General features: G+C 61.5%; 12 protein-coding genes. 6 read left to right on the top strand and 6 right to left on the bottom strand.

Going from position 1 to position 17,477, the window contains the following annotated elements; all coding sequences use genetic code 11:
• Positions 1 to 79: 79 nt before the first annotated feature.
• Positions 80 to 2,455, bottom strand: a complete 2,376-nt coding sequence (ppsA, locus tag AOA60_RS00465; RefSeq protein ID WP_099582705.1) for a phosphoenolpyruvate synthase — start codon at positions 2,453 to 2,455, stop codon at positions 80 to 82.
• Positions 2,456 to 2,633: 178 nt separating this feature from the next.
• On the opposite strand from ppsA, the gene AOA60_RS00470 reads away from it, so the two are divergent.
• Positions 2,634 to 3,452 carry a pyruvate, water dikinase regulatory protein gene (locus AOA60_RS00470; protein ID WP_003193298.1) on the top strand — a complete coding sequence of 273 codons (819 nt, stop codon included), beginning with the start codon at positions 2,634 to 2,636 and terminating at the stop codon, positions 3,450 to 3,452.
• Positions 3,453 to 3,527: 75 nt separating this feature from the next.
• Here the strand turns inward: AOA60_RS00470 and AOA60_RS00475 are convergent, their stop codons facing one another.
• On the bottom strand, positions 3,528 to 4,952 hold the full coding sequence (locus tag AOA60_RS00475; RefSeq protein ID WP_099582706.1) for a PLP-dependent aminotransferase family protein: 1,425 nt from the start codon (positions 4,950 to 4,952) through the stop codon (positions 3,528 to 3,530).
• 160 nt (positions 4,953 to 5,112) lie between these two features.
• On the opposite strand from AOA60_RS00475, the gene AOA60_RS00480 reads away from it, so the two are divergent.
• From AOA60_RS00480 to AOA60_RS00500, 5 genes are read left to right on the top strand one after another with little or no spacing between them, the layout of a single operon-like run.
• Positions 5,113 to 6,006: a DMT family transporter gene (locus AOA60_RS00480; RefSeq protein WP_178075293.1), complete on the top strand. Its 894-nt coding sequence runs from the start codon at positions 5,113 to 5,115 to the stop codon at positions 6,004 to 6,006.
• 23 nt (positions 6,007 to 6,029) lie between these two features.
• Positions 6,030 to 7,892, top strand: a complete 1,863-nt coding sequence (gene moeB / locus AOA60_RS00485) for a molybdopterin-synthase adenylyltransferase MoeB (protein WP_099582708.1) — start codon at positions 6,030 to 6,032, stop codon at positions 7,890 to 7,892.
• 15 nt (positions 7,893 to 7,907) lie between these two features.
• A complete protein-coding gene (locus tag AOA60_RS00490; RefSeq protein ID WP_099582709.1) occupies positions 7,908 to 8,822 on the top strand; it encodes a PLP-dependent cysteine synthase family protein in 915 nt (304 codons plus the stop codon).
• A 37-nt stretch (positions 8,823 to 8,859) separates the two neighbouring features.
• Positions 8,860 to 9,852: a serine O-acetyltransferase gene (locus AOA60_RS00495; protein WP_099582710.1), complete on the top strand. Its 993-nt coding sequence runs from the start codon at positions 8,860 to 8,862 to the stop codon at positions 9,850 to 9,852.
• Positions 9,853 to 9,854: 2 nt separating this feature from the next.
• Positions 9,855 to 10,583: an alanyl-tRNA editing protein gene (locus tag AOA60_RS00500; protein ID WP_099582711.1), complete on the top strand. Its 729-nt coding sequence runs from the start codon at positions 9,855 to 9,857 to the stop codon at positions 10,581 to 10,583.
• Between the two features lie 149 nt (positions 10,584 to 10,732).
• On the opposite strand, the gene prpD is transcribed toward AOA60_RS00500, so the two are convergent.
• The 4 genes from prpD to prpC all read right to left on the bottom strand — a co-directional run bounded on the left by prpD (position 10,733) and on the right by prpC (position 17,466).
• Positions 10,733 to 12,217, bottom strand: coding sequence for a 2-methylcitrate dehydratase (gene prpD / locus AOA60_RS00505; RefSeq protein ID WP_099582712.1), 1,485 nt, complete (start codon positions 12,215 to 12,217; stop codon positions 10,733 to 10,735).
• A 130-nt stretch (positions 12,218 to 12,347) separates the two neighbouring features.
• Positions 12,348 to 13,538, bottom strand: a complete 1,191-nt coding sequence (gene prpF, locus AOA60_RS00510; RefSeq protein WP_099582713.1) for a 2-methylaconitate cis-trans isomerase PrpF — start codon at positions 13,536 to 13,538, stop codon at positions 12,348 to 12,350.
• Between the two features lie 10 nt (positions 13,539 to 13,548).
• The gene (gene acnD, locus AOA60_RS00515; protein ID WP_099582714.1) at positions 13,549 to 16,143 is read right to left on the bottom strand and encodes a Fe/S-dependent 2-methylisocitrate dehydratase AcnD; all 2,595 of its coding nucleotides are present in this window, start codon (positions 16,141 to 16,143) and stop codon (positions 13,549 to 13,551) included.
• Between the two features lie 195 nt (positions 16,144 to 16,338).
• Complete coding sequence (gene prpC / locus AOA60_RS00520) at positions 16,339 to 17,466, bottom strand: 2-methylcitrate synthase (RefSeq protein ID WP_099582715.1); 1,128 nt, start codon at positions 17,464 to 17,466, stop codon at positions 16,339 to 16,341.
• Between the last annotated feature and the right edge of the window lie 11 nt (positions 17,467 to 17,477).

A 17,477-nucleotide genomic window follows, 5' to 3' on the forward strand; every position in this document is an offset into this window, starting at 1 on the left:
GTCCGCAAGGATTCCGCCCTGTACAGATAAGAATGCCGGTCACCCACAACGAGTGACCGGCACTTTTGACGTAACGACCTTAAGCGGGCGCTTGGCCTTCCGCCAGGAAGAACCAGGTTTCCAGCACGGAATCGGGGTTCAGCGAGACGCTTTCGATACCCTGTTCCATCAGCCATTTGGCCAGGTCCGGGTGGTCGGAAGGGCCTTGGCCGCAGATGCCGATGTACTTGCCGGCCTTGTTACAGGCCTGGATAGCGTTGGCCAGCAGCTTCTTGACGGCCGGGTTACGCTCGTCGAACAAGTGGGCGATGATCCCCGAATCGCGGTCCAGGCCCAGGGTCAACTGGGTCAGGTCGTTGGAGCCAATGGAGAAGCCGTCGAAGAACTCCAGGAACTCTTCGGCCAGGATGGCGTTGGACGGCAGTTCGCACATCATGATCACGCGCAGGCCGTTTTCGCCACGGGACAGGCCGTTTTCAGCCAGCAGGTCGACCACCTGGCTCGCTTCGCCCAGGGTGCGGACGAACGGCACCATGATCTCGACGTTGGTCAGGCCCATCTCGTTGCGTACACGTTTGAGCGCGCGGCATTCCAGCTCGAAGCAATCACGGAACGCTTCGCTGATGTAACGCGAGGCGCCGCGGAAACCCAGCATCGGGTTTTCTTCTTCCGGCTCGTAGAGCTTGCCGCCGATCAGGTTGGCGTATTCATTGGACTTGAAGTCCGACAGGCGCACGATGACCTTTTTCGGGTAGAACGCCGCCGCCAGGGTGCTGATGCCTTCAACCAGCTTCTCGACGTAGAAGCCCACCGGGTCGTTGTAACCGGCGATGCGCTTGTCGACGCTTTCCTTGATGTCCAGCGGCAGGCCGTCGTAGTTCAGCAGGGCCTTGGGGTGCACGCCGATCATGCGGTTGATGATGAATTCCAGGCGGGCCAGGCCCACACCGGCGTTCGGCAACTGCGCGAAGTCGAAGGCGCGGTCCGGGTTGCCGACGTTCATCATGATCTTGAACGGCAGGTCGGGCATGGCGTCGATGGAGTTTTGCTTGATATCGAAGCCCAACTCACCTTCAAAGATGAAACCGGTGTCGCCTTCGGCGCAGGACACGGTCACGCCCTGGCCATCTTTCAGCAGCTGGGTGGCGTTGCCGCAACCCACGACGGCCGGAATCCCCAGCTCACGGGCGATGATCGCCGCGTGGCAGGTACGCCCGCCGCGGTTGGTGACAATGGCGCTCGCACGCTTCATCACCGGTTCCCAGTCCGGGTCGGTCATGTCGGAGACCAGTACGTCACCTGGCTGGACCTTGTCCATCTCGGACACGTCCTTGATGATGCGCACCTTGCCGGCGCCGATGCGCTGGCCGATGGCACGGCCTTCCACCAGTACGGTGCCGGTTTCTTTCAGCAGGTAGCGTTCCATGACATTGGCCGAAGTGCGGCTCTTCACGGTTTCCGGGCGGGCCTGCACGATGTACAGCTTGCCGTCGTCACCGTCTTTGGCCCATTCGATGTCCATCGGGCACTTGTAGTGCTTTTCGATGATCATCGCTTGCTTGGCCAATTCGCTGACCTCAGCGTCGGACAGACAGAAACGTGCGCGCTCGGCCTTGTCCACATCAACGGTCTTGACCGAACGACCGGCCTTGGCCTCGTCGCCGTAGATCATCTTGATTGCCTTGCTGCCCAGATTGCGGCGCAGGATGGCCGGGCGGCCGGCTTCAAGAGTGTGCTTGTGTACGTAGAATTCGTCCGGGTTGACCGCGCCTTGTACGACGGTTTCGCCCAGGCCGTAGGCACCGGTGATAAACACCACGTCACGGAAGCCTGACTCGGTGTCCAGGGTGAACATCACGCCGGCGGTGCCGGTTTCCGAACGCACCATGCGCTGCACACCGGCAGACAAAGCCACCAGCTTGTGGTCGAAACCTTGGTGTACGCGGTAGGAAATGGCGCGGTCGTTAAACAGAGAGGCAAACACTTCCTTGGCGGCGCGGATCACGTTTTCTACGCCACGGATGTTAAGGAAGGTCTCTTGCTGACCCGCGAAGGAGGCGTCCGGCAAGTCTTCGGCAGTGGCGGAGGAGCGCACGGCAACGGCCATATCCGGGTTGCCGGCCGACAGAGCGGCGAAGGCGGTGCGGATTTCTTCGTTGAGTTTCTCGGGGAACTCGGCGTCCATGATCCATTGGCGGATCTGGCTGCCGGTCTTGGCCAGGGCGTTGACGTCATCGACGTCCAGGGCGTCCAGCGCGGCGTGGATCTGGGCGTTGAGGCCGCTCAGTTCGAGAAAATCGCGGTAAGCCTGGGCCGTGGTGGCGAAACCACCGGGCACCGAGACACCAGCGCCTGCAAGATTACTGATCATCTCGCCGAGGGATGCGTTCTTGCCCCCTACGTGCTCTACATCATGGACGCCGAGCTTATCGAGGGAAACTACGTACTCTACCAAGGTGATCTCTCCACTTTCTGTGTTGGAAAAGCTCAGGACGCCGGCTGCTCAGTAGGAGCGTTCGCCAGCGCTTGTGGCCTGGACCTGGAAAATAAGTGAGAATGCGGCCCACTGCGGGACGGCAAAATCGCGCCTATCATATCCAAGATTCGCCATCAGCTTAAGGCCCAGGGCTCAAATGAAACGATCTGCTTTCTTTATCTCCGACGGCACCGGCATCACAGCCGAAACATTGGGTCAAAGCCTGCTCGCGCAGTTCGAAAACATTACCTTCGCCAAATTCACGCGGCCCTATATCGACAGCGTGGATAAAGCGCGGGCCATGGTACAACAAATCAATCTGGCGGCTGAAAAAGACGGTTTTCGGCCGATCATTTTCGACACCATCGTCAATCAAGACATCCGTGAGATTCTCGCAACGTCGAATGGTTTCATGATCGACATTTTCTCGACCTTCCTGGCGCCACTGGAGCAGGAGTTGAGCGAGCACTCCTCCTACTCCGTCGGAAAGTCCCATTCCATTGGGCATAACTCCAACTACATGGAGCGTATCGAGGCGGTGAACTTCGCCCTCGACAACGACGATGGCGCCCGCACGCACTACTACGACAAGGCCGACCTGATCCTGGTGGGCGTGTCGCGCTGCGGCAAAACGCCTACCTGTCTGTACATGGCCATGCAATTCGGCATCCGCGCAGCCAACTACCCGCTGACCGAAGACGACATGGAGCACCTGACGCTGCCGGCCGCCCTGCGCGCCCACTCCCACAAGCTGTTCGGCCTGACCATCGACCCGGACCGCCTGACGGCCATCCGCAACGAGCGCAAGCCCAACAGCCGCTACTCAAGCTATGCCCAGTGCGAGTTCGAAGTGCGTGAAGTGGAAAATCTGTTCCGTCGCGAGAATATTGCGCACATCAATTCCACGCATTTTTCGGTTGAAGAGATTTCAGCGAAGATTCTGGTGGAGAAGGGTGTGGAGCGGCGCTTCAAGTAATATTTTCTGCCTGGCACTTTTGTGGTGAGCGAGCTTGCCTCGCGCGGCAAGCCCGCTCACCACAAAGACCAAGGCCTACAGGTGAAACCGGCCACCACCCTGCCCCAACGCCGTCGCCAACGCGTCAAACCCCTCGCGCAACAACTGATCGTCGCCTGACGTATTGCAGATACTCGCCCGAATAAACTGCGGCACTGCCGTCTGCCCCACGGCAAATGCCTCGGCGGTGGCGATCAGGTAGTTGTTCTGCTTGAGTTCAGCCTCGATTTCCGACGCACGCCACGGCTCGGGCACCTCAATCCAGAAGTGCGGGCTGTTGAGGTGAGTGCGATATTGCAGGCCTTCGAGCAGGTCACGCACCAGGGCTTTACGCCGACTGATCTCGTTGATCTGCTGGCGCAGCAAGTACTCCGCCGTGCCGTTTTCGATCCACTGGGTGGCCAGTTCCAGGGTCACTGGCGTGGCCATCCAGCAGGTTGAGCGCAGGGCTGCCGAGATCCGGCTGACCAGCGCCGGCGGTGCATGTACGTACCCCACGCGCAGTCCGGCGGATACCGCCTTGCTCAGGCTACTGATCAAAATCGTACGCTCGGGGGCGAAATGGCTGAGAGGCGGCGGCCGATCTTCTACCAATACACCGTGGGCTTCGTCTTCCAGGATCAGCAAATTGTGCTCGCGGCATACCTTGACCAGCGCAGCGCGACGCGCCACCGATAATACGGCGGTGGTGGGGTTCTGGATCGTCGGCGTGCAGTACAGCGCCGAAATCCGGTGGTTTCGACAGACTTCATCCAGCGCATTCGGCAGCACGCCTTCGTCATCCATCTCCAGGCCGATCAAGCGTATGCCGAGCATGCGCGCTGCGGTGATCAGGCCTGGGTACGTCAGTTGTTCGGTCACCACCGTATCGCCTGCCCGCAGCAGCGCCATCATCGCGCAGAGCAGGCCGTGCTGGCCGCCATTCACGCAAATGACCTGTTCAGGGATGGGATGAAAGTCACGCTGCACCAACCATTGCGCACCGGCTTCGCGGTAGCGCGGCAGGCCAGCGTCCGGGGTGTAGGCGCTGATGTCCTGGAGGAACTTGGCGTTGGTCGACAGGGTTTGGAAGCTCTGGGCCAGGAAGGCCGTCTCCTGCCCGGGGATGTGCATGTTGCGGCTCATATCGAAGTACTGGCGCGGCTCCTCGCTGACGTTGCGAAAGCCTTCATCGCGCTGGCGCTCCATCCCACGCTTGCGCACGAATGTTCCGTCACCAACGCGGGCGACCACCAGACCCAGGCGTTCCAACTCACCGTAGGCCCGGCTGATGGTGCCGATGGTCACCCCGAGATTGTCGGAAAGCACCCGATGGGGCGGCAGTTTTCGTCCCGGTTCAATCAAGCCTTCGAGGATGCCCCGTTCCATGACATCGGACAGGCGCTTGTACTTCACGCCCTGACCGTTGGACAAGCCCTCACGCATAATTGACACCATGTCAATATTTGTTTTGACAGCCATCTTTCGCCCTAATAGTGTGCTTTTACGGGTTCAATCGCCGAATTTAATCACTCATTACAAGTTCAATATAGAGTTCAATTCCGGCTCAGGGAAGCAATAAACGATGCCAATGTCCGCCGTTATCGAAAACACCGCCAAAACCAAAACCCAAAAGCAGTGGCTGGCCGGGCTGATCACCAGTGTGATGTTCCTGATCGTGTGCCTGAGTTGGGGCACGACCTGGCTGGGCATCAAGATTGCCGTGGAAAGCGTGCCACCTCTGACCTCCGCCGGCCTGCGCTTCCTCATCGCCTTCCCGCTGTTCCTGTGTTTCGCCATGGTGCGCCGCGAGCCGATCCTGTTCCCTCGCGAAAGCCGCTGGTTTTTCGTGTTCGTGACCCTGTCCTACTTCAGCGTGCCCTACTACCTGCTCAACTACGGCGAGATGCACGTCTCGTCCGGCCTCACCGCCCTGCTCTTCAGTTGCATGCCGGTATTCATCCTGATTTTCTCCGCGCTGTTCCTGCGCGAGCGCATCTACTTTTCCCAGGTGGTCGGCATCGGCATCGGCTTCGGCAGCCTGTACATGATCATCCGCAGCCAGGGCCTGCACCTGGACCACGCCGAGTTTTTCGGGGTGCTGGCGATTCTGACGGCCGCGATCATGCATGCCTTGTGCTATGTGATTACCAAGCAGAAAGGCAGCGCCATCAGCGTGATCACCTACAACACCCTGCCCATCGGCATTGCCGGGTTGATGCTGTTCGTCGCGGGGCTGTGGTTTGAAACACCCACCTTTGAAGACATCACCCTGCGCTCCTGGAGCGCCCTGTTCTACCTCGGACTGGTGGCCTCGGTGGGCGGGTTCATCGTGTACTTCATGCTGCTCAAGCGCTTGAGCCCGATCATCCTGTCGTTCGTATTCATTGTCTTCCCGGTGTTCGCGGTGATCATCGGCGCCTGGTACGAAGGCGTGGCGATTTCCCGCGACCTGATGCTGTACTCGGCCATCCTGCTGGCCGGTTTTGCGATCACCAAGTTGCCCATCGAAAAACTCATGGCCAAGAAAAATTGACCACCCACCAACGCGAGAGAAACATGGACGTCCTCCGCCACACCGCCCTGGAACAGATCTACGCCCACGCCAGCCGCAGCTATCCCGAGGAATGCTGCGGCTACGTCTTCGCCGACGGCAGCGTGTACCTGGGCAGCAATATCCAGAATGAACTGCACCGCAAGAACCCCGAGATGTACCCACGCAGCGCAGCCAACGGCTACACCTTCTCGGTGGCCGACACCCTACTGTTGAACAAGGCGTTTCGCAGCGACAACCCCGTGGTGGTGATCTACCACTCTCACCCTGACGTCGGCGCCTATTTCAGCGATGAGGACCAGGACAAGGCGCTGTTCCTGGGTGAACCGATCTACCCCGTGAGCTACCTGGTAGTCGATGTTCGCCAGGGCCAGGCTCTCGGTTCCAAGCTGTTTGCCTGGGATGGCACACAGTTCGCCCTTCAACCCTTCAACGACCTGCACACGGAGTTGTCCATGAACGCTGTCTCTTTCCCCGATATCCTGGTTCGCGTGGCAAAGCTGCCGGAATCGACCCTTGAGAGCACCGGATCGACATTGCGCGAAGTCATTGAAAACCTCTGCAACAGCCACCCGCAGTTGCGCACGCATCTGTTTCACGAGAAGAACAACCAGCTCAAGGAACACTTCCTGTTTACCGCCGAGGAAGCGCTGATCGAGGCCGACGAACCATTGCCGGAAAAAGCCAGGATCGAAGTGCTGCTCGCCACGTCCGGCGGCATCGACGTCGAACCCCTGAGCAACGAAGAAGTCCAGCGCTACGTGCGCCATATCACCCTGCCGGGCGTGGGCCGCGAGGGTCAGTTGAACCTGAAGAAAGCCAAGGTACTGATCATCGGCACCGGCGGCCTGGGCTCGCCCATCAGCCTGTACCTGGCGGCGGCCGGCGTCGGCACTTTGGGCCTGGTGGATTTCGACGTGGTGGAAAGCAGCAACCTGCAACGCCAGATCGTCCACGGCAACAGCACGCTGGGCCTGCCAAAGGTCGAGTCCGCCAAACAGCGCCTGCAAGACCTCAATGCTCACATCCAGATCAATGCCCACAACACCGCGCTGAATGCCGATAACGCCCTGGAACTGGTGGGCGCCTATGACCTGGTGATCGACGGCACCGACAATTTCGACACCCGCTACCTGGTCAATGACGCATGCGTCCAGCTTGGAAAACCCTTGGTGTATGGCGCCATCTACCGTTTCGACGGGCAGATCAGCGTGCTCAACTACAAGGGCGGGCCGTGCTACCGCTGCCTGTTCCCCAGCGCACCGCCCGCAGAGTTGGCACCCAATTGCAGCGCCGGTGGCGTGATCGGCGTGCTGCCCGGCGTGGTCGGGATGATCCAGGCGACCGAGGCCATCAAGCTGCTGATCGGCATTGGCGAGCCGCTGTCCGGGCGTTTGATGCGTTTCGATGCGCTGGCGATGAAGTTCAGCGAAATCCGCTTCAAGCGCCGCGCCGACTGCCCGTGCTGTTCCGAACTGCGCCACAGTGAAACGATCGCGCCGGCCGTGTGCGCCGACGCCCTGCCCAGCGCCCCGTCACTGGCCGAAGAACGCTACATCAAGCCTCGCGTCCTCAAGCAACTGCTCGAACACCCACGCAGCGCCGACGTGCTGCTGGACGTGCGCGACGCCAGCGAACTGGAGGTGTGCAAGTTGCCGGGGGTGCTGCATATCCCCCTCGCCGAGCTGGACGATCAACTCGACCGCCTCAACCGCGACAACACCCATTACTTGATCTGCTACGCCGGCACCCGCGCCGAGCAAGCGGCCAGTACGCTGCTGGCGGCGGGCTTTGCCAACACCAAAGTCCTGCAAGGCGGCATGAAACATTGGGTTCGCGACGTCGAACCTGACATGCCCTTGTACTGAGCCGAGGACCGACTGATGTTGCATAACTCGATCCTCGACGCCATCGGCCACACGCCCATCGTGCGGCTGGCGCAGTTTTCCGAAGACCTCGGCATCGAGGTCTACGCCAAGCTCGAATCCCTCAACCCCGGTGGCAGCCACAAGGCGCGCATCGCCCTGGGCATGATCCTCGACGCCGAGCGCCGGGGCGTGCTGATACGCGATTCCGGGCAAACCATCATTGAGCCCAGCGGCGGCAATACCGGCATCGGCCTGGTGATGGCCGGCAATGTGCTGGGCTACAAAGTGGTGCTGGTGATCCCCGACAACTACAGCCCCGAAAAACAGAAGCTGCTGCGCCTGTACGGCGCCAAGGTGGTGCTGTCGGACAGCCGCCGGGGCAACAATTCCCATGGCGAAAAGTGCATGGAGCTGCAGCTGGAAAACCCCAGCTACGTGATGCTCAACCAGCAACGCAACGGCGCCAACCCGCAGACCCACCGCGACACCACCGCGCCGGAAATCCTTCGCGCCTTTGGCGAGCGCCGTGTGGACTACTTTGTCAGCGGCATCGGCACCGGTGGCCATATCACCGGTATCGGCGAAACCCTCAAAGCCGCCTGGCCGGCGATCCGCGTCATGGGCGTGGAACCGGAGGAATGCGACCTGCTGAAGAACCAGCACGCGCCGCACCATATCCAGGGCCTGTCGATTGGCCTGATCCCGAGCATCCTCAACCTCAATGTGATCGACGGCATGCTCAAGGTTTCGCGCCAGGACTGCATCGACATGATGAAACGCATCATGCGTACCGACGCCATCAGCCTGGGCCTGTCGTCCGCTGCCAACATGGTCGCCATCGCCCGGCTCGCCCCCGAACTGCCACCCGAAACGGTGGTGTTGACCATGGTCTACGACAATGCCGACAGCTACCTTCCCAGTTTTGAATAACCGGTTTTCCAACCAGCCAGAATGCGGGGGTGCCTCCATGGGTGGCTTTATCGACATGCAACAGCTGCATGATGAGTTGCTCACCCAGCTCATCAAGACCCTCACGCCTGCGCAGATGAAGCAGTTGGAACCGCACCTGGCGCCGCTGATCCAGAACGCCGCCCAGGCGGTGGCCGAAGACCTGATCGCCTACGCCTACCGCGATCCGGCATCACGCGGGCGCGGCGAGCTGATCCTGGAATCCTATGCCTCGTTCAAGGCGGTGCTGTATTACCGCCTTGCACACCTTGTGTGGAATTTCCCCGACCAGACCAACGGCGTGTTTTCACGCATCGCCCTCAAACTCAGTAATCAGGGCAAGGTGCTGTCCGGTGCGGAGATTCATCCGGCGGCGCGCATCGGCCGCCGCTTTGTGCTGGACCACGGCTACGGCACCGTGATCGGTGAAACCTGCGAGATCGGCCACGACTGCTACATCCTCTGCGGCGTGACCCTCGGCGCCCGGGGCATCGCCAACAACCCCGACGGCAAGCGCCATCCACGCTTGGGCAACAACGTCGAAGTCGGCTCCGGCGCCCGTGTGCTGGGGTATGTGTTGATTGGCGACAACGTGTTTATCAGCCCGTCCTGCGTGATCACCCAGGACGTACCCGCCGGGACCAAGGTCAAGGTGGTGAACCAGATCCAACTGCAAAAAAACGATGAATCGGACCACAGCAACTACCTCGGCGCCTTCGCCCTGGATGAGCGCTTGCATGTGGTCGGCGAGGTCAATGCCAGCCACAAGGTCACGGTACTGGACGCCGACTTCCACCCTCTGCAGGGGCTGATGCTGGAACCGACGGTGAAGGAGCGTCACCACCTGCAGTTTCGCCTGCACCGCGTTGAAGCCGGCAATCAGCTGCCACGCCTGCCGCTGAACCTGAAAATCTGCGGTCCGGAGTTTGAAATCACCCTGCTTTCCCCCCCTGGCTTGAGTGCAATGGTGCGCCACCTGTTGCAAGCCAGCCCACTGATCGTCGGAGGTTGAACATGTCTGTGCACACCATGGAAACCCTGGCGCTGTTTGACAGCGCGCCCTACCAGAACGCCTTCAGCGCCCGGGTGATTGCCGTCAGCGAACACGGCATTGCCCTGGAACACACGTTGTTCTACCCAACCGGCGGCGGACAGCCGGGCGACACCGGCCACTTGACCCTGCCCGACGGGACGCAGGTGGCCGTGACCGGCACCGTACGCGACCCGGTGCTGCGTTCGATCATCTGGCACCAGGTGGAACACTGCCCCAAGCAGTTGACTGCGGGGGTCCAGGTCGATGCCGGCCTCGATTGGGAACGGCGCTATCAGCACATGAAAATGCACACCTGCCTGCACTTGCTGTGCTCGATCATCGATGCGCCGGTGACGGGTTGCAGCATCAGTGCCGACAAGGGCCGCCTGGATTTCGACCTGCCGGAAATGACCCTCGACAAAGACAGCATCACCCGCGACCTCAACGCGCTGATCGAACAGGCTCACTCGGTGAAAACCCTGTCGATGGCCGCCACGGAATACTCCACGCTGCTGCAGATAACCCGCACCCAGGCGGTCGCGCCGCCGGTGATCCAAGGCTCGGTACGGGTGATTGAAATTGCCGGGATCGACATCCAGCCGTGTGGCGGCACCCACGTGATCAACACCGAGGAAATCGGCCGGGTGTTCTGCGAGAAGATCGAGAAGAAGAGCAAGCACAACCGCAGGGTGATCCTGCGGTTTGAGTGATTCCTGAACCTGACTCAATAGCGCAACAGTGGAGGACAATGTGGGAGGGGGCTTGCCCCCGATAGCAGGGTGTCAGTCACTGCATATGCTGATTGAAACACCGCTATCGGGGGCAAGCCCCCTCCCACACTTTAGTCCTGCACAGGTTTTTAGATCACGAACAGGTCCATGAAGCGATTCACCGGCGTGGCCTCAAGCCGCGCCGGGTCCTTGCACAACGCAAAAATCTCGGCGCTGCGATGCGCGGTAAACCGTGTGGCCAGGTTGGCCTTGAACTTGTCTTCCAGCAAAGCAATACCGTCCATCCGACGGCGGCGATGACCAATCGGATATTCCACCGCCACCTGCTCGGTGCAGGTGCCATCACTGAAGAACACCTGCACCGCATTGGCAATGGAACGCTTGTCGGCTTCCAGGTATTCGCGGCTGTAGCGCGGATCTTCGACGATGACCATTTTGTCGCGCAGTACATCAATGATCGGGTGTGCGGCGTGGAAGTCATCCTCGTATTGCTCGGCCACCAGGGTGCCGAACGCCAACGGCACGGCGGTCATGTATTGAAGGCAGTGGTCGCGGTCGGCAGCGTTGGCCAGTGGGCCGACCTTGGAGATGATGCGGATCGCCGACTCATGGGTGGTGATCACGATGCGATCGATGTTGAACAGCCGATTTTTCACCTGCGGATGCAGCATCACCGCCGCTTCGCAAGCCGTTTGGGCATGAAACTCGGCGGGGAAGCTGATCTTGAACAGCACGTTTTCCATCACATAAGTGCCGTACGCCTGTGACAGGCTGAATACGCGCTTGTCCTCTGGCTTGAGCGCCAAGTCCTTGTTGGTGTGGCTGAACAGCACATCGTAAAAGCCCCACTGCGGCGCGCTTAATACGCCGGGGATGCCCATCTCGCCACGCAGCGCGATATCCGCCAGGCGCACGCCTCGACTCGATGCATCGCCCGCCGCCCAGGATTTGCGCGAGCCAGCATTCGGCGCATGGCGGTAAGTGCGCAGCGCCTGTCCGTCCACAAACGCGTGGGACAAGGCCGCCAGCAATTGCTCACGGTTGGCGCCCATCAGCTTGGCGGTGACCGCTGTCGACGCGACTTTCACCAGCAACACATGGTCGAGGCCGACACGATTGAAGGAGTTTTCCAGCGCGATCACGCCCTGGATTTCGTGGGCAATGATCATCGCTTCCAGCACCGCACGCACGGTCAGCGGCGCATCGCCATTGGCCACGCGTTTTTGCGACAGGTGATCGGCCACGGCGAGGATGCCGCCGAGGTTATCCGAAGGGTGGCCCCATTCAGCGGCGAGCCAGGTGTCGTTGTAGTCGAGCCAGCGCACGATACAGCCGATGTCCCACGCCGCCTTGACCGGGTCCAGACGAAACGACGTGCCCGGCACCCGCGCACCAAACGGCACCACCGTACCCTCGATGATCGGCCCCAGGTGCTTGGTGCACTCGGGAAACCGCAGGGCCAGCAGACCGCAGCCGAGGGTGTCCATCAGGCAGTTGCGCGCGGTGTCCAGCGCGGCTGGGGAGTCGATCCGGTAGGTGAGGACGTAGTCGGCGATGTCCTGCAGGACCTGGTCGTAGTCGGGGCGGTTGTTCTGGTCGACGTTGGCGCTCATGGCAGATCTCCAAAGTGAGTTAGGGTTGTTGCATCCTCAGGGTCAGGGTTGATCGTTTCGCAGGTCTGAATGCCTGTTTATGACTGTGGAAGGGGGCAAGCCCCCTCCCATATTGGATGTGTGCAGGGTTTTAGAAGGCGTCGCCGGGTACGCGCACGAAGCCTTCCATCAACACCCGCGCACTGCGACTCATGATGGCTTTCTTCACCACCCATTCGCCGTTCACTTGGGTAGCTTCGGCACCCACGCGCAACGTGCCCGACGGATGCCCGAAGCGCACCGCATTACGCTCAATGCCGCCTGCGGCGAGGTTGACCAGGGTTCCGGAAATCGCCGCCGCGGTGCCAATCGCCACCGCCGCCGTGCCCATCATCGCGTGATGCAGCTTGCCCATGGACAGTGCGCGCACCAGCAGGTCCACATCGCCAGCCTTGATCGCTTTGCCGCTGGACGCCACGTAATCCGCAGGTTTGGCCACAAACGCGACCTTTGGCGTGTGCTGGCGCTGGGCGGCTTCGTCCAGGTGTTTGATCAGGCCCATGCGCAGTGCGCCATACGCACGCACGGTCTCGAACATGGCCAGGGCCTTGGGGTCGCCGTTGATCGCGCCTTGCAGCTCGGTGCCGGTGTAACCGAGGTCTTCGGCGTTGATGAAGATCGTCGGGATACCGGCATTGATCAGCGTGGCCTTGAAGGTGCCGACACCGGGCACTTCAAGGTCGTCTATCAGGTTGCCGGTGGGGAACATCGAGCCACCGCCGCCCTCTTCTTCTGCCGCCGGGTCCAGGAATTCCAACTGCACTTCCGCGGCCGGGAAGGTCACGCCGTCCAGTTCGAAGTCGCCGGTTTCCTGCACTGCACCGTCGGTAATCGGTACGTGGGCAATGATGGTCTTGCCGATATTGGCCTGCCACACCCGCACCACGGCCACGCCGTTGTGCGGGACGCGGGCCGGATCGACCAGCCCCGCGCTGACGGCGAACGAGCCCACCGCCGCCGACAGGTTGCCGCAGTTACCGCTCCAGTCGACAAAGGGCTTGTCGATGGAGACCTGGCCAAACAGGTAGTCCACGTCGTGGTCGGCGCGGGTGCTTTTGGCCAGGATCACGCTTTTACTGGTGCTCGACGTGGCGCCGCCCATGCCGTCGATCTGTTTGTCGTAGGGGTCGGGGCTGCCGATCACCCGCAGCAACAAGGCATCGCGTGCCGCGCCCGGTACCTGCGCCGAGGCGGGCAGGTCCTGGAGGCTGAAAAATACGCCCTTGCTGGTGCCGCCACGCATGTAGGTGGCGGGGATCTTGATTTGCGGTGCGTGTGCCATGGTCGTCCTCTTAAGCCGTCGCCGCCGATTCCAGGAAGTCCTGGGCAAAACGTTGCAACACGCCGCCCGCCTCGTAGATCGACACTTCTTCGGCGGTGTCCAGGCGGCAGGTCACCGGCACTTCGACACGTTCGCCATTCTTGCGGTTGATCACCAGGGTCAGTTGCGCACGCGGGGTGCGCTCGCCGACCACGTCATAGGTTTCGCTGCCGTCGATGTGCAAGGTGTGACGGTCGGTGCCCGGCAAAAACTCCAGGGGCAACACGCCCATGCCCACCAGGTTGGTACGGTGGATGCGCTCGAAGCCTTCGGCGGCAATCGCTTCCACACCGGCCAGGCGCACGCCCTTGGCCGCCCAGTCGCGGGACGAGCCCTGGCCGTAGTCGGCGCCGGCGATGATGATCAGCGGTTGCTTGCGTTCCATGTAGGTTTCGATGGCTTCCCACATGCGCGTAACCTTGCCTTCGGGCTCGATGCGCGCCAGGGAACCCTGCTTGACCTTGCCGTTTTCCACGACCATTTCGTTGAACAGTTTCGGGTTGGCGAACGTTGCGCGTTGCGCGGTCAAGTGGTCGCCCCTGTGAGTCGCGTAGGAGTTGAAGTCGACTTCCGGCAGGCCCATCTTCGCGAGGTATTCGCCGGCGGCGCTGTCGAGCATGATCGCGTTGGACGGCGACAGGTGGTCGGTGGTGATGTTGTCCGGCAGCACCGCCAGCGGGCGCATGCCCTTGAGCGGACGCGCCCCGGCCAGCGCGCCTTCCCAGTACGGCGGGCGACGGATGTAAGTGCTTTGCGGGCGCCAGTCGTACAGCGGCGCGACTTTGGGGCCGGTGTCTTCGTGGATGGCGAACATGGGGATATACACGGCGCGGAACTGCTCCGGTTTGACCGAAGCCTTGACCACGGCGTCGATCTCTTCGTCGCTCGGCCAGATGTCCTGCAGGCGGATTTCCTTGCCGTCGGCGTCGAGGCCGAGCACGTCCTTCTCGATGTCGAAACGGATGGTGCCGGCAATCGCGTAGGCCACCACCAACGGCGGCGAGGCAAGGAACGCTTGCTTGGCGTAGGGATGAATACGCCCGTCGAAGTTACGGTTGCCCGAGAGCACGGCGGTGGCGTAGAGGTCGCGGTCAATGATCTCTTGCTGGATCACCGGGTCGAGCGCGCCGGACATGCCGTTGCAGGTGGTGCAAGCAAACGCCACCACGCCGAAACCGAGCTGATCCAATTCATGCCCGAGGCCGGCCTCTTCCAGGTACATCGCCACGGTTTTCGAACCGGGCGCCAACGATGACTTGACCCACGGCTTGCGCTTGAGCCCCAGTTTGTTGGCATTGCGCGCCAACAGGCCGGCGGCGATCACGTTGCGCGGGTTGCTGGTGTTAGTGCAACTGGTGATGGCGGCGATGATCACCGCGCCATCGGGCATTTGCCCTGGCACGTCATCCCATTGCCCACTGATGCCTTGGGCCGCCAGGTCGCGGGTGGCAACACGGGCGTGAGGGTTGCTCGGGCCGGCCATGTTGCGCACGACGCTGGACAGGTCGAAGGTCAGGCTGCGCTCGTATTGCGCGCCTTTCAGGTCGTCAGCCCACAAACCCGTGTGGCGGGCGTATTGCTCGACGAGCGCAACCTGTTCGTCTTCACGGCCGGTAAGTTTCAGGTAGGCGATGGTTTGCTGGTCGATATAAAACATCGCCGCCGTGGCGCCGTATTCCGGGGCCATGTTGGAGATGGTCGCACGGTCGCCCAAGGTCAGGGCTGAGGCACCTTCGCCGAAGAACTCCAACCAGGCGCCGACGACTTTCTGTTTGCGCAGGAATTCGGTCAGCGCCAGCACCATATCAGTGGCGGTGATGCCCGGCAGCAGCTTGCCCGTCAGCTCGACACCGACACTTTCCGGCAGGCGCATCCACGAGGCGCGGCCGAGCATCACGCTCTCCGCTTCCAGGCCGCCAACGCCAATGGCGATCACACCCAGCGCATCCACGTGGGGCGTATGGCTGTCGGTGCCGACGCAGGTATCAGGGAACGCCACGCCGTCGCGCACCTGGATCACCGGGGACATTTTCTCCAGGTTGATCTGGTGCATGATGCCGTTGCCCGGCGGGATCACGTCGACGTTCTTGAAGGCCTTTTTGGTCCACTCGATAAAGTGGAAACGGTCTTCGTTGCGACGGTCTTCGATGGCGCGGTTTTTCTCGAACGCATCGGGGTCAAAACCACCGGCTTCGACGGCCAGGGAGTGGTCGACGATCAGTTGGGTCGGCACCACCGGGTTGACCTGCGCCGGGTCGCCGCCTTGCAGGGCGATGGCATCGCGCAGGCCGGCGAGGTCCACGAGGGCGGTCTGGCCGAGGATGTCATGGCACACCACGCGGGCCGGGAACCAGGGAAAGTCGAGGTCGCGCTTGCGTTCGATCAACTGGCTCAGGGACGCGTCAAGGGTGGCCGGGTCGCAACGGCGCACCAAATTCTCGGCGAGTACGCGGGAGGTGTAGGGCAAGGTGGCGTAGGCGCCGGGGGTGATGGCTTCGACGGCCGCTCGGGCATCGAAGAAATCCAGGCGGCTGCCGGGGAGCGGTTTGCGGAATTCAGTGTTCATCGTCAGGACTCGGTCACGATAATTGCAAAAAGGAAGACCTGCGCCGATCCGAGGCTGGAATGGAATCAAAATGTGGGAGGGGGCTTGCCCCCGATGGCGGTGTATCAGTTGATACATGTGTTGAATGACACACTGCTATCGGGGGCAAGCCCCCTCCCACTTTTGAGCTCATTCCAACCCTGGAATCGCCGGTCTTCAGCGACGTTCGATTGGCACGAACTTGCGCTGTTCTACGCCGGTGTACTCGGCGCTTGGACGGATGATGCGGTTGTTGGCACGCTGCTCGAACACATGCGCGGCCCAGCCGGTGAGGCGTGAGCAGACGAAGATCGGCGTGAACAGCTTGGTCGGGATGCCCATGAAGTGGTACGCCGAGGCATGGTAGAAGTCGGCGTTGGGGAACAGTTTCTTCTGCTCCCACATGGTCTTGTCGATGGCTTCGGAGACCGGGAACAGCACCGTGTCGCCCACTTCATCGGCGAGCTTTTTCGCCCAGCCCTTGATCACTTCATTGCGCGGGTCGTTGTCTTTGTAGATCGCATGGCCAAAGCCCATGATCTTGTCTTTGCGCGCCAGCATGCCGAGGGTGCCTTCCACCGCCTCTTCGGCCGAGGAGAAGCGCTCGATCATTTCCATCGCCGCTTCGTTGGCACCGCCGTGCAGCGGGCCACGCAGGGAGCCGATGGCGGCGGTGACGCAGGAGTAGAGGTCGGACAGGGTCGAGGCACACACGCGGGCGGTGAAGGTCGAGGCGTTGAATTCGTGCTCGGCGTAAAGGATCAGCGACACGTTCATGACCTTTTCATGCAGCTCGCTCGGCTTCTTGCCGTGCAGCAGGTGCAGGAAGTGGCCACCGATGCTCGGCTCGTCGGTCACGCAGTCGATGCGCTTGCCGTCGTGGCTGAAGCGGTACCAGTAGCACATGATCGCCGGGAAGGCGGCGAGCAGGCGGTCGGTGACATCGCGCTGCACACTGAAGTCTTTCTCGGGTTCGATATTGCCCAGGAACGAGCAACCGGTGCGCATCACGTCCATCGGGTGGGCGTCGGCGGGGATGCGTTCCAGCACTTCCTTCAGGGCCTGGGGCAGGTCGCGCAGCGTGCTCAGCTTTTTGCTGTAGGCGGCCAGTTCGGCCTGGGTCGGCAGTTCGCCGTACAGCAGCAGGTAGGCAACTTCTTCAAACTGCGCTTCGGCGGCCAGTTCACGCACGTCGTAGCCGCGATAGGTCAGGCCGGCACCGGCCTGGCCCACGGTGGACAATGCAGTCTGCCCGGCTACCTGACCACGCAGGCCGGCACCACTCAATACTTTTGCTTCAGCCATGTTCGTTCTCC

This window comes from Pseudomonas sp. 2822-17 (assembly GCF_002742485.1).
Classification (GTDB): Bacteria; Pseudomonadota; Gammaproteobacteria; order Pseudomonadales; family Pseudomonadaceae; genus Aquipseudomonas; species Aquipseudomonas cyclaminis.